Origin of the sequence: Pseudomonas sp. SWRI18, assembly GCF_014268345.1 — a bacterium.
Classification (GTDB): domain Bacteria; phylum Pseudomonadota; class Gammaproteobacteria; order Pseudomonadales; family Pseudomonadaceae; genus Aquipseudomonas; species Aquipseudomonas cedrina.
The window spans coordinates 66,110-85,942 of the sequence record NZ_JACCQQ010000009.1 but is presented as its reverse complement, the minus strand read 5'-3'; the positions used below and the strand labels follow the sequence as shown (position 1 = coordinate 85,942).

Sequence of the window (19,833 nt, the reverse complement as noted above, 5' to 3'; positions counted from 1 at the left end):
CCCATTCGCGGGTGACAGGGTTTATGAACAATGCCCGCACGCCTCATTTTATGTGAACTCCAGTATCGCTGCCGGAGGCAAACAGACTAATGATTAACCCGCGCAGCCAGGTTATCCCGGCATCCGATAGGAAACGGCTATGGCAATAAAGTCCCACCGAGATTGATGGCAATTCGATGGGCAGACTCAGCAGCCGATAGCGCTGGTCGCGGTTTAGCTGCATGGCAATGGCACGCGGCAGAATCAATGCCAGATCAGTGTTGGCAACGATTTTCGGGGCAATCGTAAAGTTAGGTACTTTCAGAGCGATTTCGCGCGCAATGCCGGCCTTTCCAAATGCTGCACCGGCGGTTAGGCCATGGCCGGTAATATTGCTCGAAACGTCAACATAGCGCAGGGCGAGTAGGTCCTGAACGCTCAATTCATTTTCCTGAAAAGGATGGCCGTTGCGCAACAGACAAATGAATTCATCGTCTAGCAAGTGTTCGTAGATGCATTCTTCACCAAGTTCCACCAGATAGCCTATCGCGATATCTACATCACCTTTGCGCAATGCCATAGCCAGTTGTTCTATAGGCATTTGACGCACATCCAGGCGTACTTTCGGCGCCTCGCGCGCTAGCACTTCCATCACCGTCGGTAGCACATAAAGTTGCGACATATCCGACATGGAGATGCGAAAAGTACGATCCGCTGTTTTCGGTTCAAAGTTCGAAAACATCATTAATGCGCTTTGAATAATAGTCAGCGCATGTTCAATGGGTCCGTGCAGGCGGATAGCTGCGTCAGTCGGCACCATCGACGTTGCTGTTCGTACGAACAGCGGATCGTCAAACACATCGCGTAGTCGACGCAGTGCATGACTGACGGCGGGCTGGCTGAGGTGTAGGCGTTCGGCCGCGATTGTCAGGCTGCGGTGTTCCCAAATAGCCACAAAAGTCCTGAGAAGATTCAGATCGATCGTGGCCATGTTGATGTGCGTCATTTATTTACCACGAGCCTTACGCGTGATGCTGGAAAAGACGCCGTCGCGGTATATCCAGGCATGTATCAGCGCTGCGCAAAGATGTCCTAACACGAGCAGAAACAGAACCCAGGCGAATAACCCATGTGCGGCCCGAAACCAAGCGTAAAGCGCGGAGCTGACAGGAACAATGGGTGGAAGGCTCCAGCCCGCGAACATGGTGACAGGCCAATTTCCGGCAGAGAGCGTCGCCCAACCGAGCAGTGGCAGGCAGAGCATCAGCATGTACAGCAATAGATGCGAAACATGCGCCGCCATTGCCTGCCAGTACGGTACGCTGGCAGGCAATGGCGGCGTGGCGCTTAAAAGCCGATTGCCTAGACGCAGGATAGCCAAAAGAAGAATGGCGATTCCCAGAGGCCTATGAAGATCAATGAGCCAGGGACGCAGGCTCAGAGAAGACATCATGCCTACGCCTATAAATAGCATAGCCAGGATAAGGACAGCCATGAGCCAATGGAGAAGCCGTGACGCGAAGTTGAAACTTTGCACACCGGTGTGCTTCTGCTGGGTATGCATTATTTGATTTCCTTTTTGCCAACCGCGTCAGTGGCTTTACCAAAACCGATTTCTCGTAATCGGGCGTTATAGGACTGGGAGTAAATACCCGCACGGGCTGCAAGCACCGGATCGTCTGAAAGTGCTATTCCTGAAGGTACAAGCGTCGGGTCAAAGTTAATGTCACGACATGCCCCATGAGTTTGCTCTACCACCTGGTTGACCTCTAACGTCCCAGCGATTACCTCCTTGCGGTTGCTCGGCCATGGTTGAGAAGGGTCGTTCACCGGATCTCCTGCCTCGGCCAGTTGGAATACCAGATCCCAGTACAAGGGTGCTACACCCACACGCTGAGTTATTTCATCAAACAGGAAGTCATGACTGGCTTGCGCATGAGCCTCTTTGCTCAACATCTCTACCGCCGCATGGGGGCGCATGGACCAGCGCACGGGTTGACGTTTTCCATCCGCTGCAATAAGTACGAAGGCGTTGATGGAATTATATTCGGTTCCTGCAAAACTGGCCGGCCAAGTCGCGTTCGCCTCTCGCTCTACAGACTTGCGAGCCTCTGGATATTTTTGAAAAAACGCGGCCACCTTTTCCGGGGCTGGTTGTCCAGTGGCAGCCACCGATTCAAAGGCTTCGACCTGCGCCAGGAAACCTTCGGCATCCCGAGTCGCGAAGTAGGGTTCGTTGTTGAGCTTCATTCGCCACTGTGACTTATCGTCACCTACCAGCATGAGTGCCATGCTGACGGTCGCCGTCGAATTGTCCGCCGCATGCGGGTCCACGGTGCCGATTGAAAAACGCCCGATGGCGGGGATGTTGGCCGGTAGAAAAATACGTGAGGTCGACAGAGGGACGGCCGCGCCACTCGCATGAAAAGTCCCACTGAAACACATACCCTTACCGTGGGCCCGTCGATAGCCTGGTGGAAAATTATCCAGGGAGTCACCCAGAAACGCTTTTGTGGTAACGCCGGCGCCTAAGAATCCTCCTGCCCAGGCAAAAACCAGCACAAGAGCAGTCGCGATACTGAATATGCCCAACAACGGCACTCGATATTTCCATAAACCCTGAAGGTTATTCTTAAGCATAAAATTCTCAGCTGCACGTTGTCAGGCAGCGCTGGATTGAAACTGCCGAATGGATAGCGCCAACACTAACCGGCGCAAAGCAGTAGTCATGTGTAAGACAGAGGGATTTGAACCGCCGATACGGCAGGAAAAAATCCCGGTGGGCTCAATGGGTTTGCTTGAGCGGCAACGCATGACAAGCCCTGCGCCATAGCCTGTGTGTCATTAAATTGCTGAGGACGCCCAAGGCAAATGACGCCGGCGATGCACCGCTTTTGACGTTATATGTCCAGCACCAATCGTGGAGATTTTGATCGTGAACAGCAAACCAATATCGTATCGTTCGCCGCTTTTTCATCAGCAGTGAGATACACATCGCGATGGTCTGGTTCACCCTCTAAAACATCACAGAGGCATGTGCCACAAACACCCTGCTCGCAGGATATTTCGATATCTATACCTACTTCAGCCAGTGCTTGATAAATGGTCTGCCCGGTCATGACATTGACGGTTTTACCGCTGCGCGCCGCCACAACCTCAAAACCAGACCCATTGGTATCAATGTCGGCCTGAAAGTATTCGCGGTGAATGCGTGCATCAGGGTAGCCGAGTTCGAGAGCATTATTGATAACCCACTTCATAAAACCTCCCGGTCCACATGTATAGATGTGAGCCGTCTCCTGGCTGCCTCCTAATACGCGTTTGAGGTCCAGTTTGCTTTCAGGTTCATCGTCGAAGTGCAGCTGGACGGCTTGGGAAAATCCAGAGAGCTCCAACTCTTCAAGAAACGCACTTCGGCTACGTGAGCGTGCGCAATAATGCATTTCAAACGCCTTGCCCCTGGCTTCAAGTGCATAGGCCATGGCCAGCATCGGTGTGATGCCAATACCCCCTCCGAGCAGGATTGAACGTTCGGCATTCAAGTCCAGCGGGAAATGGTTACGAGGCAGGCTTATGTTTACCCTTACGCCTTCAAGCAATTCCTGATGGACTGCAATGGACCCACCCCTGGATTGAGGATCTCTCAATACCCCAAGGCGATAAATGCCTGCGTCAGCGGGATCGCCGCACAACGAATATTGGCGGATCACATTTGAGTGTAGGTGCACATCAATATGGGCACCGGCCTCAAAGGTCGGTAAATTGCCGCGGTCTGCCCGCGCCAGCTCGATGACGACCACATCATCACCTTGCAGCACTCGTTTAAGCACGACTACGTTTAGGAGTTCATTCATCGGGTAATACCTGTACGCACGCGGGAAGACAATTCATATTGATGGTTTAAAAAAGCTCGCCAATCTTCATTCAGCCTGATCAAAAACACGCATAACACCGGCCTTGAGTGACGTGTGGGCGAGTAAGCCTTCTTCACCCAATTCATGACCAGCGCCTGAATCCTTCATGCCGCCGAAGGGGAGGCTGAGATCCAGCACATTGTGGTTATTGATCCAGATAGTGCCTGCCTTCACGCCGCCGAAGAAGCTCGTGATCCGATCAACGTTTTTGGTCCAGATACTGGCCCCCAAACCAAATGAGGTCGCATTGGCGCGCTGGATAACCTCACGGTCGTCCTTGAAGGAAAAGGCTGTTAGCACCGGCCCAAAAATCTCCTTTTGGGATGTGATGCTGTTGTTTGTAAGGTCGGTCAAAATGGTAGGCTGAATATAAGCGCCAGGGCTGTTGATCGTTTCGCCCCCACACAGTAATTCTGCACCGGACTCAAGGCCCTGGTGGATCATGCTCATCACCTTGTCGCGGTGGGCGTGATGAACGAGTGGACCCATCTGCGAACTTAAATCCAGACCCGGGCCAATTTTGATGGTCCGTGCGATTTCAGCGACTCCCGCAGTGACTTCGGCGTAGTGGCGTTCGTGGACGTACAGCCGAGAACCTGCGCAGCAGTTTTGACCATGATTGCCGAAAATAGCCCAGGCAGCGCCGGGAATAGCGATGTTCAAATCGGCATCTTCGGCGATGACTACCGGTGACTTACCGCCGAGTTCAAGCGTGTATTTTTTCATCAGGGGCGCTGCTATTGCGGCGATTCGTTTCCCTGTCTCAGTCGAGCCTGTAAAACTTATCTTGTCCACGCCAGGGTGCTCAACAAGCGCCGCACCTACTTCATGACCTAGGCCGGTAATGACATTGACAACTCCAGGTGGAATGCCAGCTTCATTACACAGCTCCGCCAGGCGCAAAGTAGTGAACGGGGTTTGCTCAGCGGGCTTGAGAACAACAGTGCACCCCGTTGCAAGAACAGGCGCCAATTTCCAGACCGCTTGGCAAAGCGGCACGTTCCATGGGGTAATTGCTGCGACGACACCCAGTGGCGATCGTTTTGTGAAACCAAAGAATTTTTGATCCGGCAGGTAAGGAACGGACAAATCCAGGGTTTTTCCAGAGATTTTAGTGGACCACCCGGCCATATAACGCAGCGTATAGACCGACAGGTCCGCATCGAATGCGCGAGTGTTTCGAATAAGGCGGCCACTGCTGAGCGTCTCAAGTTCAGAAAGCTCCTGAGCATTTTCCGCAATCAAATCAGCGAGCCGCAGCATCAAAGCTTCACGTTGATAGGGTCTCATTCTGGACCAGGCGCTGTCTTCAAATGCCTTGCGTGCAGCGGCCACTGCCAGGTCGACGTCAAATTGGTCTGCCTGTGCGATTTGACCTAATTCAAGACCGTTACTAGGATCGGCGATAGAAAAGTATTTTCCTGAATGCGGGTCCCTGAACTCACCATTAATGAAGATTTGGGTACGTTTGCCGATCCTGGATTTAGCCCCAGCGGTGAGGTGTTCGTAGTTATTTGCCAATGTCATGATCGAATGCCCATTGTTATTGTTTCAGGGGCCGCTATCGTACTAGCGGAATATAAAGGAAATTAATATCCCGCACCGTCAAGAGTTGGACAATGACAGCAGAGGTACCTATTGTTGCCCTTGCTGCAACAAAGGCGAATCATCCAGGTGGTGCGTCCAATGTCTCACTTGCGTGTAGGGCGGATTGGTTTTTGCTGATCGTGCCCTAGGTCGTGGACCGCGACTGCACTAAGCTGAGACGATGACGATATCGGGTAAAAAAGTAGTGCATCTAACCGGACCGGTATATCTGGCCTGTATGGAATACAAGCAAGTATGGGCTTTAAGGCGAATTAAGAGTGTTGTATAATTTCTAGAATTTTTTAGGTAAAAAGGAAATTCTTAATGAGGGTTGCTAAAAACAATCAAAAGACTGAAGAGAAACGTACGGCTATTTTGGTCGAGGCAAGGATGGTATTCCTCGACTCGGGAAATGCTGGATTCAGTATGAGAAGCGTGGCTAAAAAAGTCGATATGTCGCTGAGTCATCTTCAATATTTTTTTCCGACCAAGGATCAACTATTTTTGGAGATGGTCAGGTATACCGTAAATGACTATCTGAGAAATTATAAACTCATAATGATGGAGTCCTATAGCAGTCCCGAACAACAGATGTGTGCTGTGTTGGATTATTTGTTTAGCGATCTCATGCGACTGGATGTTACAGCTATCTTCGTCGAACTCTGGGGGATGGCACTTCGGGATGTAGAGGCTCGCCTTTTTCAGCGTAAACTGTACAGAGTCAATAGGCGAAAATTTTCGACAATCCTTACCAGGGTTTACCCTGATGCATCGCGTGATACCATCAAACGGGTCGCAACCCAGGTGCTGTTACACATCGATGGCATTATGGTGCTTTACATGGTTGATTGGCCGGATGCACAGAATTATGAACGAATAGTTCAAGACGCTAAATCAATCATATGGAGAATCATGGAGAATATCGCTCAGGAAAAAGAGGCTAGTCAACTGCCGTAGCTATGGCAGTTTTCCGAACCAAGAAAATCTTATTGGGATTTCTGCTGTTGCAATCACGAATGCGCCGAATCTGTGCGTTTATCGCCATTGCCAAGTAATGCACCAAATCACGCGAAAGAGGGGACAGTTTCCTGGATTGGCGCGAAATAATTTGTACTTGTGTTACATTCAACGCGTGATAATCGATAGGAATAGCTTTCAACGTGCCGTTGCATAACTCATCAATGACGGGGAAGTCACTGAGTATTGTCGAGGCTATGCCGTTGCGCGTGAGATCCAACATTATCTTCAGTGAGTTTGAAGTGATGTAAGGCTGGAAGTGAGCGCTGCTTTCACTTTGCAACTGATCAATAATCCCTCTGATCCGGTACTCAGGCGGGGGGAGAACAATATCTTCGTCAGCCAAGTCTTGAAGACTGAGTATCGATCTGCCCGCCAGCGGATGGTCGGGATGGACAATAGCTCTCATGGGTTGGTCGAAAGAATGGAGCCTATTGATGTTGGCGGTCTTGGTAGGGGAAAACACCAATCCTATGTCTGCTTCGTCTTCAGCAACCATTCGCTCAACTTCGTGAGAGGGCGCAATTAAAAGCTCAGTGTGCGATTGTCGATTAGCTTTGAAAAATTGATAAAGCTCGCCTATGGCCTGAGTACTAAGTAGTCCTTCGCCCACCGCAATGCTTGTTCTATTTAAATATCCTTCTTTGAGTTGGCCGAGCTTTTTCAAAAGTTGATTGTGATGACCCATACGCTCAACATAATAATCAACTGCAGCCTGACCAGCGGCGGTCAGGCAGATCCTGTGAGTACCTTCTTGTATGAGCTGAATGCCCAGATCGGACTCCAGTTTTGCAATCTGGCGACTGATGGAGGAGACGGCGAGTTCCAGCTCTTCGGCCGCCGCGCGCATGGTTCCCAGTCTGGAGCTCAAATACAGATACTTGAAGCGTTGATCTTGAAGCTCGGTTTGGGAATTCATCATGGGTGCCTCGCACGGTTCGCATCATCAGGTTTTTTATTATGCTGACGAATCTATGCTAGTGAATGCCGGGAAGCAATACCGCGGGCTAGTTTTTTTGGTCAGTGACCTACAATATTTTTATAGCTTTTTGATCTAAGAAGGCGTTTGTGTCTGCGCCGAAATTTGCGGTTCCAGGTTGCACGTTTAACGTTCTATGAGACTCTTGATTGCTGAGGTACCCCTGATCAGCTGTGCTGGCGATTGAGGTGATACGGTGCGGGATTAACTATCGGTGTGTCGCCAGTGACGAGATCAGCGACCAGTTGTCCGGCTGCTGGAGAGGTGCCAAAACCATGCCCTGAGAATCCGGAAGCAAGCGTCAAGCCCGGAATTTTATCCACGGGGGATATCACTGGGAGGCCGTCCGGCGTTACATCGATCATGCCAGCCCATTCGAGCTCTATGGTGGCTTTTTTAAAAGCGGGCCAAGCTTCAGTGAGATTGCGTAATGCAGCCCGATTCAGTCCGTGATTGACGTTTGGGTCTATTGTCCGTCTCTGCTCGAAAGCAGAGGTACCTTGGTCAGAACTGCGTTGCGACAGGGCCAGTTCTGTCATGAACTCTCGTCCCAGGGAAAGATTCATGTTTTTCCATTGGGAACGCAGTGTGGAAAAGTAATGATGCCCGATCAGCAAGCTGTCAGGTACGATCGGCACCATGAAAGCTCCCCGGTTCGTAATGACGTATCCGCCGTCCAGGTGTTTGCGAAAAGAGATATCTGGAGTTCCTACTGCGACCTCGGTCATTCCCTCTATCGTCAGGGGAGCCGTTCGAAGGACTGAGGCAACTACCGGTAACGTCAAGAGAGAAACACCGCAGGTAGCCAGGAAGCGTCTCGACCACATGCCGCCGGAAAGGATTACGTTATCGCAACGCACTTCCCCCCGCTCGGTTACAACACCGCTTACTCTGCCTGCCGACATGGATAGCGTTCGCACCGCGCAGTTCTCCACGATGATAACGCCTTTTGCAATAGCCGCCCGTGCGATGGCACTGCTGGCAAGAGTAGGCTCTGCTCGGCCATCAGAGGCTGTATAAATTCCGCCTGCCCAATCGACGGTGCATCCTGGAGAAAGATCAGCGATTTCTCTCGCCGTGACTAGGCGTGAGTCGAGCGAGGCTTCAGCGACTGAGTTCAACCACTCTTGATGTGAAGCCATTTCCGAGGCTGAGCTGGCGGTATACAAAATACCGGTCTGTCTGTAGCCAACATCGGCATTGAGCCGTTGCGCCATGGTGGCCCATAGTTTTTCTGCAGCGATTGAAAGAGGGAGGTCCAGTTTGGCCCGGCCCATTTTCCTGATCCACCCCAGATTTCGCGAGGATTGTTCGCCAGCAATTCTGCCCTTTTCAAGTACTGTGACGGGTATGCCACGTTCTGCCAGCGACAATGCCGCAGTGAGTCCGATAATGCCCCCTCCGATCACCACCACTGTCGTGGCGGCAGGAAGAACGACAGAAGTCTGAACGGGAGAGATAGAGGGGGCCAAGTTTTTTATCCTTGATGCTGTATACGTTATCGAAGTGCACTGAATCGCTACGCCCTGAGGCTGCTAAGTGTCACGTATTGTTATGAGTAATCGTGATTTCTTTGACATTGGCCTTTGAGACCCCGCGATAGGCGGTGACTTCAATTTCAACTTTGTATATTTCAGATCCCAGAGGAGGACTGGTCAGCGTCAGCGTTGGATTAATGCCTCGCATTTTTTCTGCGTAGGTGGCCATTACGATATCTATGTCCTTCGCAAACGGTATGAACACGCGTGCGGCAACGATATCGCCAAGCGAAGCGTCAACGGCCGAAAGGGCATGTTCTATATTGGCCAAGACTTGAAGGGTCTGCTCAGCCGGGTCTTCGGGCATTTCCTTTGTGGCAGGATTGCGGCCGGCGGTATTGGATACGAAAATCAGATCGCCGACGGCGATCAGGCGCGAATAGCTACCCAGCTCCTCAAACTTGGATCCGGTTTTAACTTTAATAACGTCGATAACTTCTTTCATGTGATGTGTCCGATATTCAATGAAGATTCAGAAGGCGCGGTTGCCGTGCGGGCTCAACTTAGCGTTGGGGTTTCCCAGAGATTAAGTTTGACGCCTATGCCTTTTTCGCATGCGTTGCGATAAATCACGGTGCCCCACGCAACATCTTCTACTGGCATACCGCCGACCGACATAATGATGATTTCATCGTCGTTTTTACGGCCGGGTGCTTCACCGACAACAATCTTGCCCAGATCCTCGAGCTGGTCAGGTGACATTTTTCCTTCGTCGATCAGATCGAGGAATTGGATGCCCACTACTGGCACGATGTTGTGCACTGGCTTGGGATTTTCTTCATGCCATGCCTGGTAGAGAGAAGGATTGTCCAGAACCTTGCGAATGTCGGGTGTCTGCATGCCTTCATCGATACTCGTCAAGGCGGGCATGGACAGGAACGTACCAGGGCTTACCCATTCACGCTTCACCACAGGATAGGCAGAGGCATCACCAATTGCTCCGGAATTGCAGAATGTGACGATGTCACAGTCGCGTACCACAGCTTCGTTGGTGTCTACCACATGAATGTTGACAATCTGCGGAAAAGTCTCACGAACCCACGATGTAAACGCATCGATATTTTTTTGGCCGCGTCCCTTGACTTTAACTGTGTCAATATCAGGACATTCGGCAACAAATGCCGAAAGTGAGGTCTTCGCCATCACACCTGGACCCAGAATGCCAACCACCTTCGAATTCTTTTTGGCCAGATGGCGGGCGCCTACGCCAGGCACGGCGCCTGTTCGATAAGCAGAAAGAAGATTCGCTGACATGATTGCCAGAGGAGCGCCCGTATCGGCATCGTTGAGTACGAACAGAAGGATGGAGCGGGGGAGTCCCTTCTCTCTATTCGCGATGTTGGATCCGTACCATTTCATCCCGGCTGTTCGAAATTGACCGCCAAGGTAAGCAGGCATCGCCATGAAGCGTCGATCGGGGGTAGGTTTGGGCATGTCCGGAAAGGGTGAGTCTTCGGGGAATACCACCACAGATCCGTGGGAATTGTTATTGGGACCTGCCATCCGGTAGTCGCCGTGGTACATCAGGGAAAACATTTCTTCCATCGTGTCAACGCAGGCTGCCATATTGGTGACGCCCGCCTGAATCATGTCCGGTTCGGAGAGATAAATGAAATCAATATTTGGTAAGTTGTGCATAGTCGTGATGCTCATTTTGAAATACTGCTCTTGCCGCTGATACGAACCTTTCTCAGCGGGGACGTGATCTGACCGTTTGCGCTCTAACCTTCAACGCCGTTGTCATTCTGAATCGAACGGTCCAAGGGCCTTCGAATAATCGGGTGAGCCATGACGGTTATGCGCTTTTTTCGGCGCTTAACTGCTCCCAATCAGCCTTGGAGCATTCGGCATGAATTCTGGCGCTCAAGCTAAACTAGGTAACAGACCACGCTTATCCTACAGTTCGTTTTTTTGAACTCGATGACATTCGAGGCGACACTTGTTGTGGTAATGACAACGCTTGCGCTAAGAGGGTATAGCGGCTATTCCGGTCAAGCACCGATCAACATCATTGCCTAAAAAGCAACATGATCCCTGGTTGCTGTGATTGTGGCCTGATTTCTATGTCAGTAATTTCCTTGTCTTGTTTTTGCAGATTCGACAGGAGCCTTTTCATGATTTCCCCCATTTCTGACATTTCCCTGCTGGAAGAGCGTATTCGGGTACTTGAGGCCGAATCTGCGGTTCGCCATTTACTGAATCGGTATATGTTTTTGTGCGACGTTCCCGGGCCTGAAACACGTGAAATCGAGCTGGGCCAATTGTTCTGCCAGGACGCAGTGTGGCAGGGGGTCGGATCTCGGTATGCCCTTAAGTTTGGTCGTGTAGATGGACGCAAAGCGATAGTGGCGATGCTCATGAGTTACCTGCCGCCGGCTCCACACTTTCAGTCAAATATGCACTTTCTTTCCGGTGAGCAGATATTTGTCGATGGTTTTCAAGCCAAAGGCCGATGGGTAATGCAGCAACTCAGTCGCTACGAATCTGGCCAATCAGGATCAATTGTCGCCGCCCTCAGCGTGGAATTTCTCTGGGAGGCAGACGCCTGGCGCATCTCCTCTTTTTCAACTGAACGCGTTGATGCCTTTCTTCTCGAGAATGTCCAGGGGGCGTCACTGTGAGCCCGCTGGTCATTGAAGGTTGCATCGGGGGGCCGGGGCGGACGGTCGCCATCAAGGATTCTTTGGATGTGGCAGGTTGGCCAACACGGTGTGGGAGTCGTGCTTTCGAACACGCCCCGCCAGCCCAAGACCATGCAACTGTTGTGAAGGCGCTTCTCGACGATGGTTGGCAAATCATTGGCAAGACTGTGCTGCATGAGCTGGCTTTCGGTGTGACTGGTATCAACGAGTGGGCTGGAACGCCAGTCAATCCACAGGCACCGGATCGGATCCCTGGTGGGTCTTCCAGTGGCTCAGCGGTCATCGTTGCTCAGGGAAATGTGGATGTGGCATTGGGTACTGATACAGGAGGTTCTGTGCGCATGCCGGCTGCCTGCTGTGGGGTCTTGGGTCTCAAGCCATCGTTCGGTCGGTTGAGTCGTCACGGTGTGTATCCGGCTTCCAGTTCTCTTGATGTTGTAGGACCCATGGCTCGTGATCTTGAGACGCTCGTAGCTGCGATGACTTCAATGGATTCAACTTTCTCGGCGCATAAGCCTCTCGGGCAATTCCGGGTAGGTTTAGTCAATGTCTCTTGCGATCCTGCGATTGAGCAAGCCATACGGGACGAGATGAATCGTCGCGGCTGGACCTGGGAAGTCGTCACGCTGCCGCTTCTTGATCAGGCATTCGAAGCTGCATTGACCGTCATTAATGCTGAAACGTGGGCTGCTTATGGTCATTACACCGGCCAGGCTTTACTGGGTGCCGATATTGAGACGAGGTTACTGCGTGCGGCCAACACCGATGCCGTGGCCGTACAAGCTGCGCATGCGGTGCGCATGGCATTCAGCGAACAGGTAGACCATTTGCTGGAACGCTTCGATACACTTGTCCTTCCGAGTTTGCCTCGTCTGCCACCGCTATTGGTTGATGTATGCAAGGGTGAATCGGTGATCGATCTGACGCGCTTCCTCAGGCCGTTCAACTTGAGCGGGCACCCGGCATTGAGTGTGCCAATTCCCTATCCGGGTTCCTCCATTAAAACCAGCCTGCAACTCATCGGAGCAAAGGGTGAGGATGCACGTCTGTGTGCCATTGCTGGTGCGTTCCTTTGAATAAATCAGCGTTCGTCATCGAGCGCAGCAAGCACGCTGGTCAGGCGGTGCAATCAAAAAGTGACTCAGTACCTTCTTGAGCGACGAAGGAAATGATCAGGGATGTCACCCAAAAGGTTGCAGCGTTGCAATTTGTACAACGAATGTCGCTTACGGTGTCATCGTTTTCGCGGCGAAGTACTGCAAGGATACCGGTAGGCCGTACACCCATATGAAGCCGGCTACATGTGATGCGCAATCTACATTGCGCCGACAATTAGAAGGATACGCTTGAACCAGATTCAATCCGATCGCCAAGGCTAGGAATATACACTGCACATTGATGCCTCGTTGAATAGGCGTCATGAATTGTGTCATCGAAGACAAGTGATTGGTTTGAGTTCCTGAGTACCCGCCTTTTGGCAAGATAAGAGTTTGGTGAACTTGGCAAAGAGTGAAGAACGATATAAAGAATAGCCAGGCTGCGGTTTTCAGGGGCGGCGGGCAGGTATCGCTTGCGTTTGAGGAGCGCTCGTGTTGGTCCGCAAGGATGCTGCTGCATCGATTTATTTCCGTTATTCATAAAATAATTAGAGTGGAGAATTGGGATGACAGAGCTATCCGAGCCCCTGTCTGCAGATGTGCCTGCAGGCGGCCAGCAATTAGAAGGTAATCTAAGTGCTTATAAAATCGCGTTATTGGTGATTGCAGCCGCAGGACCGTTAGGGGCGGTTCTCACCGCGGCCCCCATCGCTTTTGAGCACGGTAATGGCGCTGGCCTTGCCGGAGCATTCCTGCTGGCGGGAATTCTGATGATTTTTTTCTCGATAGGCTATGGCGAATTAATCCGGGCGATCCCGGGGGCCGGCGCGTTTTACAAGTACCTTACGGTGATCTTTGGGCGGGGCGTAGGAGCGGGGGCGGCATGGGTTGCCTTAGCCTCTTATCTGGCGATTACCACGGCGATTGCTGTGGCGTCCGGGTATTACACGAATATGACCATGCAAGGGTTTGGTATTGATATCGGCTGGGCAGCATGGACCGTCTTATACGTGGGGGCGATCTGTTACCTGGGCCGGGCGAATATTGATTTTGCCGCAAAGATCCTCGTGCCTTTGGTGCTTGCAGAGTTCTTTGTGCTTTTTCTACTGGGTATTTCCATATTCTTGGATAAAGGTCTTAACGCCTTCCCGGTTCAAGCCATCTCGGTAGACGCAATAATGTTGCCGGGGCTGGGGGTTGGGCTCATGGTGGCGCTGGCATCATTCCTCGGTGTCGAGTCCGCCGCGCTTTATGCGATGGAAGCCAGGAAGCCAGCAAAAACCATTCCGCATGCCACTCGTTTGGCGGTCGTTTTGGTAGGCGTCGCCTACCTGATCATTATCTGGCTGATCATCGGTGAGGTAGGGTTTGACTCCATCAAGGACGAGGCAGCAATAGCGAAGGGCGGGTTGGTCATCAATTTGTTCACGACTCGTTTGGGTAGCACGATGGCGACAATTGTTTCCCTCATGCTGTGCACCAGCAACTTTTGCTGTTTGTTGTCACTGCATAATGCTGCGACGCGGTATGTTCAAGTTTTGGCCAAAGACAAGCACTTGCCGAATGTTCTTTCACATGTTCATGAAACGAAAAAATCTCCAGCCAATGCAAGTCTGCTTGTGACCGTGCTCGTTGCGCTGACCATTATCGTCTCTTCCTCCCTGGGCTATGACGCCTTTGTATTTTTGTTTCCCGTAACGGTGGCATTGTCGACGCTTGGATTGATAGGGCTTCAGACATTTGTCACATTGGGGGTCGTCGTTCACTTCAAAAAAGTCAACGATAAACGGTATTTTAAAACGTTAATCAGCCCACTCATCGCACTGGCGGGTCTTAGTGCTGCCGTTTATCTCATCTACGATAATTACGGGATGCTAACCGGCAGTGAATCTGCCTGGGTCAATGGCACTCCATTACTTCTGGTTGTCTTGTTTCTCTACGGCATAATCAAGGGGCGCTTCAGGAAAGCTGACTCGTCCGGGATCAAATGATATAGGCCTTGCCTACACCGCCGTTAAGCTTGATCCAGGTGGGCTGACGCTTGTTGTCTTTAAAACAATAAACCTCTCGCGGTCGGCGGTTGATGAGGCGTGGGTGCGGGCTTAAGGTTATTTCAAAATAACTCTCGTCACATTGCGATAGAAAGGTAATTAATTGTGAGCGATTTAATTAACGTTGTCGGGCTTGATATGGAGCCCGCAAGCTTGATCAAGCACGACCGCGTGCACACCTCGTTGTACACCGACGCCAAGCTGTTTGACATGGAACTGGAAAAGATTTTCTACAGTACCTGGGTCTGGGTCGCGCACGTCAGCGAGATCCCGGAGGCGGGCAGCTACAAAAGCACCTACATCGGCAAGCAGCCGGTGATCGTGGTGCGCGACCGCAAGAAACAGGTCCATGTGCACCTCAACCGCTGCCGCCATCGCGGCGCTACGGTATGCGAACACAAGAAGGGTAAGGCCAACAGCTTTGTCTGCCCATATCACGGCTGGAGTTACGCGTTGGATGGTTCACTGCGTGGTGTGCCGAGCCCTGAAAGCTACGGTGATTGCCTGGATAAGGGCGAGCTGCCTCTGGTCAGCCTGCGTGTTGAAGAATATGCGGGCATGCTGTTTGCCACGCTCAAGGATGACATCGAACCACTGGTCGACTTCCTCGGACCTGCCAAGAAATGGATCGACCTGTTCATGAAACAGGGCGCCGGTTACCCGATCAAGGTCCCAGGCGAGCACCGTTTTCGCTTTCCGGGCAACTGGAAAATCCAGTTGGAAAATACCACAGACGCTTACCACTTCCCGCTGGTGCACAAGTCATTCCTGGCATCGGTTGATGAGCAAACCCTCAAACTTTTCGACTTCGTTGAAGGGCCGGGTTACGTCGAAGACCTTGGTAACGGGCACAGCGTAATGGTGATGATCCCCGACTTGGTGGATCTTGAAGCCGATCTCGACAAACCGATTCCGGAGCGCTTCGAGGAGCTTGCTGCGCAATTGCGCGAAGACGGTATTGAAGAGCAGCAAGTACGCCGTATTGTTCGTGCTGTCGGTGGCTCGGGTTTCAATCTTAACCTGTTCCCCAACGTTGCCTGTTCCATGGCGTTTTTCCGCGCGCTGCAACCGATATCGGTGACAGAGACAGAAATTCATCACTCGGTAATTACCATGGACGGCGGCCCTGCTATAGCCAACCGCTACCGCCTGCGTTTGCATGAGCACTTCCAGGGGCCGATGGGCTTTGGTACTCCGGACGATTCCGAAGCATGGGAGCGTGTGCAGAAAGGCGCCAGTGCTGGCGAAGACCTGTGGATCATGTTGAACCGTGGCCTGCCGGGTGAGAAACCGACCGAAGACGGGCTGGTCAGCGACGTAAGCGCCGAGACCGGCATGCGCGCTGCTTACCAGCAGTGGAAAAAGATGATGACGGTAGAGACTAAGTAAATGAACCTGCAATTACTGAATCAAGTCACCGCTTTTATCTGGGCTGAAGGCGACATGCTCGACCATGGCGAATTCGACAGCTGGTTGAGCCTGTGGAACGAAAAGGGTACTTACATTATCCCGATCAATCCCAAGGAAGAAGACTTCGAAAACACCCTCAACTACGCCTATGACGATCATCACATGCGTCAGTTACGAATCCAGCGTCTGACCGGAGGTGAGTCGATTTCCACCAGCCCGCAGCCGCGTACCGTGCGTACCCTGTCACGTTTTCGTGTGCTGTTCGAAAGCGATGAAAAAGTGACGGTCCGTTGCGCGCAAAACGTGCGCGAGTTCCGTAAGGACTCGCTCAAACATTACAGCGCGGACATCGTCTACGAGCTTGAGCGCGTCAGTGACACTTTCAAGATTCAGCGTAAGTTGATTCGTTTGATCAACGCTGACGACGCGCTCGCTGGGATAGGTTATATACTTTAAGTTAACAGTTCGGGTGCCGGAGACGAGGAGTGTTCGCACTGTTTCTGCCGGCTATAAGAGCGGTGCCTTCTGACACTCGACAAGCGTTTTGATCGGAATGCACTTTGTAGGGATTGAACAGTTAACGCCTCAAAACATGGTGTTAGGTAGTGCTTGAGAACGGGAGTGCTCACGCATAACAAGCAATCCTTTCTCTTTGTCGAGCTGATGCTCGCAAAGTCTGCTGAAGGTGTCGGTTATACATTCAAATATCAGTCTCTGTAACGACGGGTGTTTTCTGTTGAGTCAGCACAGTTAAGGTTTTAGCCCTTCTTATACTTGGCACATACCCTACAAAAAGCATGTCGGACCCAGGCGATTGCTGTACAGATAATAATTTTCATGTTGGGCTTGGTACAAAGTTATTCAAGCAAGCTATCGCGAGGAGGTGACCATTAGAAAAACGCAACAGATGTTTAAAAATAGACTGTGCAACTATTAAACAGTAGTTCGCATTGACTACCCCAACGACTGCAGAATCCTGGCGGCATTTAAATGCAGGTGAGGAATAGCCCATTTAATGTATCGCTTAACCCAATAAAAAAAATGGAAATGCAACCATGCGTCGATATTCCCTGCTTCACTTTTGTACCCTCGCTGCACTGTTCAATGCAACAACTCCCGCGGGCGCTTACGAGTTTTTTTCCCGAGATGACACCCATCTCAATGCTAACCTGGATGCGGTTTTTGGCGTTTTCCACAGTCGGGAAAGTTATCCAGCCTCTGGCCGGTTAACACAGGGATCGTCCTCATGGAGAGAGGGCTACATCAAGTATGGCGTGAGCGGCGATCAGGGATTGCGAGGCGCAGGGACGGCCTATGGTGCCTTCTCACTGGTCAGTTCGGCCACTTGGGGGGACGGGGACGCTGCAGGCTACACTGATGGATCTGAGCGCACCACCAAGATTGAAGATGCTTATCTGGGATGGCGCTCGGGCAACCTGTTTGAAGTCCTTGGCAAAGACGGCATCGACTTTTCATTCGGTCGGCAGAATATTGCAGTGGGCGACGGCTTCCTTATTCAGGGCGACGCCTTCAGTGCGGGTCGCGGCCTCGGCGACGGACAGTACAATCGTGGAGGTGCTTTCTACGTGGCTGCCCGCAAAGCATTCGATAAGACAGCCGTGTTACGCATTGGCGGTAAAGAGGGCTGGCGTGGCGATCTGATGTGGCTTAAATCCGATAACCCCTCTCAGGCCAATACCGAGATGTACGTCGGTACTCTGGAACACGTGGCTGCAGCCGGTACGGTTGGCCTGACGTACATCAACACCACGAAAATCGCTGAACAGTACGCTTCCCCCCTTCAGCTTGAGCGTGACGGCATGAAGACCTACAGCGTGCGCGCAGTGGGTAATGCGGGCGTGGAAAACCTGTTTTTGTCGGGTGAATACGCCAGGCAAAACAAACCGAATGCGGCGAATGAGGACGCTTGGTATCTGGAAGCAGGGTGGACCTTTGCTGATGCTCCGTGGAAGCCGAGCGCCAGCTATCGCTACAGCCGCTTTTCAGAGGGTTATGACACCTTGTTTTATGGAACGGGCCGTGGCTATGGCACATGGTTCCAAGGTGAGGTGGCAAGTAACTATGCCGGGCCCTTCAATAATAATGCTCGTATCCAGAACGTCACGTTCAAGGTCTCTCCTTTGGAAAGCCTGACCCTCGGAGCCATGTACTTTAATTACGACACCATTGATCGTAACGTGCGTAACAACGATGGTCATGAAATCGACTTGTATGCCGAATGGCGCGTTAATCAGCACTTGACCGTTTTGCCTTTGTTAGGCATCTACCAGCCAGACAAGAGCGCAGAGCAGGGGGGGACGCAGTTGGGTAACAACGATACAAATGTGTACACCCAGTTGGTGTTCGCTACGACATTTTGATACCTGGCAGGTGACTGATGTCACCTGTTTTTGTTCCTGGCCGTTTAGATAAAATATGTATCCATGCACATGCCATAGCCCACCGTCGGATCGCCGAGTTTTGCCTGGCAAACGTTCTGTACTTCTTGCGAGATCTAGCTTGATCAAAGAAAAGCATGACGTAAATAACGCAGTCAGTAATAGAAACCGGCAGAGCGTTTCATCCGTGCGCCTGGAATAGTTTCCACTTTTGCTCCTTGGTGGAGGTGCCCTCGTTCCCGAGGGCACCCTTTTAGACAGGGCGGTTGCAGAAGCTGAGTGCAACACGGCTATTGAATTAAAGTGGGAGCAGCCGATATCCCCTTCAGTCGAGAATAATAATATCCATTGCCACAAACATAGACTTCATCTACTTGTCCGAGCCCGTATCGCTTCGATCGTTTCTGATTTGACCCAAACCTCATGCCACTGTAGGAGCGAGCTTGCTCGCGAAAAACGTCAACGAAAACGCGGGCATCCTGTATGAAAGCGGCGCACTTGAGTTCTTCGCGAGCAAGATAGCCCAGGGCGGTAGCACTGATCCTGTGCATGGCCCTGGGTTTTGGCGGCATGTTCGCCTTTTATCACCGCATCGCCTTTTGTGTACGTGGTGTATTTCGGTGTCTCGCCATGGGTATTCAGCGCATTGTTCGCTCTGAACATCCTCGGCATCATCCTGGTGACCTTCATCAACGCGCGCTGGGTCAGCCGTTATGGGCCGCAACGCATGCTCGGCGTGGGCGCGGTGCTGGTCAGCGGGGCAGGGCTGGCGCTGATGCTTTTCGGCTATACCGAGTGGGGTGGGGTGGCGAGTATCGTGTGTTGCATGGCGCTGTACATGGGCGTGACCGGGTTGATCGGCGCCAATTGCATGGCCAGCCTGATGACGCTGTTTCCACGCCAGGCCGGCGCGAGCGTGGCGCTGGGGATTTCGGTGCAATTTGCGACTGGCGCGTTGGCCAGTGTGTGGGTCAGCGAGTTGGCTGATGGCACCGCGTGGCCGATGTGCCTGGTGGTGGGTGTTGCGGGTTGGGTAGTCTCGTCGCTTATGCGGTGAGCCGTCGCATGCCTGCTCGGGCGGTCGCAATGCAAGCTTGAGTCCGGTGGCAGGTGAGTTGTCAGCCCTGACCAAGAATTCGGCAATATTGGACATGCCAGCCAAGCCAATCCGTTCCACACTGTGGACGTGATAGGCCCTGACAATAAAAAGGTAGGCTGGT

The 19,833-nt window shown here is 52.0% G+C and carries 17 protein-coding genes; 8 read left to right on the top strand and 9 right to left on the bottom strand.

The window, feature by feature from the left end; genetic code table 11:
- Positions 1-43 precede the first annotated feature (43 nt).
- The 5 genes from H0Z09_RS12425 to H0Z09_RS12405 form a co-directional block, all read right to left on the bottom strand.
- Complete coding sequence (locus H0Z09_RS12425) at positions 44-985, bottom strand: LysR family transcriptional regulator (RefSeq protein ID WP_186690879.1); 942 nt, start codon at positions 983-985, stop codon at positions 44-46.
- A complete protein-coding gene (locus H0Z09_RS12420; protein ID WP_186690878.1) occupies positions 986-1,543 on the bottom strand; it encodes a cytochrome b/b6 domain-containing protein in 558 nt (185 codons plus the stop codon).
- Entirely contained in the window at positions 1,543-2,619 is a 1,077-nt protein-coding gene (locus H0Z09_RS12415; RefSeq protein WP_186690877.1) for a catalase family peroxidase, read from the bottom strand. The genes H0Z09_RS12420 and H0Z09_RS12415 overlap by 1 nt, the downstream gene beginning before the upstream one ends.
- Before the next feature lie 260 nt (positions 2,620-2,879).
- Positions 2,880-3,833, bottom strand: a complete 954-nt coding sequence (locus H0Z09_RS12410; RefSeq protein WP_186690876.1) for a PDR/VanB family oxidoreductase — start codon at positions 3,831-3,833, stop codon at positions 2,880-2,882.
- Positions 3,834-3,899: 66 nt separating this feature from the next.
- Entirely contained in the window at positions 3,900-5,420 is a 1,521-nt protein-coding gene (locus tag H0Z09_RS12405; RefSeq protein ID WP_186690875.1) for an aldehyde dehydrogenase family protein, read from the bottom strand.
- A 384-nt stretch (positions 5,421-5,804) separates the two neighbouring features.
- Here H0Z09_RS12405 and H0Z09_RS12400 point away from each other — a divergent pair, with 384 nt between their 5' ends.
- Positions 5,805-6,437: a TetR/AcrR family transcriptional regulator gene (locus H0Z09_RS12400; RefSeq protein WP_186690874.1), complete on the top strand. Its 633-nt coding sequence runs from the start codon at positions 5,805-5,807 to the stop codon at positions 6,435-6,437.
- Here the strand turns inward: H0Z09_RS12400 and H0Z09_RS12395 are convergent.
- The 4 genes from H0Z09_RS12395 to H0Z09_RS12380 all read right to left on the bottom strand — a co-directional run bounded on the left by H0Z09_RS12395 (position 6,421) and on the right by H0Z09_RS12380 (position 10,652).
- Positions 6,421-7,419 (bottom strand): LysR family transcriptional regulator, encoded by a 999-nt coding sequence (locus H0Z09_RS12395; RefSeq protein ID WP_238340233.1) that lies wholly within the window; start codon positions 7,417-7,419, stop codon positions 6,421-6,423. The two genes, H0Z09_RS12400 and H0Z09_RS12395, sit on opposite strands and share 17 nt — an antisense overlap.
- 224 nt (positions 7,420-7,643) lie before the next feature.
- The gene (locus H0Z09_RS12390; protein WP_186690873.1) at positions 7,644-8,948 is read right to left on the bottom strand and encodes an FAD-binding oxidoreductase; all 1,305 of its coding nucleotides are present in this window, start codon (positions 8,946-8,948) and stop codon (positions 7,644-7,646) included.
- 70 nt (positions 8,949-9,018) lie between these two features.
- Positions 9,019-9,459 (bottom strand): Rid family hydrolase, encoded by a 441-nt coding sequence (locus H0Z09_RS12385; RefSeq protein WP_003232737.1) that lies wholly within the window; start codon positions 9,457-9,459, stop codon positions 9,019-9,021.
- Positions 9,460-9,512: 53 nt separating this feature from the next.
- Entirely contained in the window at positions 9,513-10,652 is a 1,140-nt protein-coding gene (locus H0Z09_RS12380) for a tyramine oxidase subunit B (RefSeq protein ID WP_186690976.1), read from the bottom strand.
- 476 nt (positions 10,653-11,128) lie between these two features.
- On the opposite strand from H0Z09_RS12380, the gene H0Z09_RS12375 reads away from it, so the two are divergent.
- The 7 genes from H0Z09_RS12375 (at position 11,129) to H0Z09_RS12345 (ending at position 19,670) form a co-directional block, all read left to right on the top strand.
- Positions 11,129-11,635 (top strand): nuclear transport factor 2 family protein, encoded by a 507-nt coding sequence (locus H0Z09_RS12375; RefSeq protein WP_186690872.1) that lies wholly within the window; start codon positions 11,129-11,131, stop codon positions 11,633-11,635.
- Positions 11,632-12,732 (top strand): amidase family protein, encoded by a 1,101-nt coding sequence (locus H0Z09_RS12370; RefSeq protein WP_186690871.1) that lies wholly within the window; start codon positions 11,632-11,634, stop codon positions 12,730-12,732. The genes H0Z09_RS12375 and H0Z09_RS12370 overlap by 4 nt, the downstream gene beginning before the upstream one ends.
- A 587-nt stretch (positions 12,733-13,319) precedes the next feature.
- Positions 13,320-14,744: an APC family permease gene (locus H0Z09_RS12365; RefSeq protein WP_186690870.1), complete on the top strand. Its 1,425-nt coding sequence runs from the start codon at positions 13,320-13,322 to the stop codon at positions 14,742-14,744.
- Between the two features lie 165 nt (positions 14,745-14,909).
- The gene (locus tag H0Z09_RS12360) at positions 14,910-16,193 is read left to right on the top strand and encodes a Rieske 2Fe-2S domain-containing protein (RefSeq protein WP_186690869.1); all 1,284 of its coding nucleotides are present in this window, start codon (positions 14,910-14,912) and stop codon (positions 16,191-16,193) included.
- Positions 16,194-16,670: an aromatic-ring-hydroxylating dioxygenase subunit beta gene (locus tag H0Z09_RS12355; protein ID WP_186690868.1), complete on the top strand. Its 477-nt coding sequence runs from the start codon at positions 16,194-16,196 to the stop codon at positions 16,668-16,670.
- Positions 16,671-17,269: 599 nt separating this feature from the next.
- A complete protein-coding gene (locus tag H0Z09_RS12350) occupies positions 17,270-18,595 on the top strand; it encodes a hypothetical protein (RefSeq protein WP_186690867.1) in 1,326 nt (441 codons plus the stop codon).
- Between the two features lie 664 nt (positions 18,596-19,259).
- A complete protein-coding gene (locus tag H0Z09_RS12345; protein WP_186690866.1) occupies positions 19,260-19,670 on the top strand; it encodes a hypothetical protein in 411 nt (136 codons plus the stop codon).
- Positions 19,671-19,833: the final 163 nt, after the last annotated feature.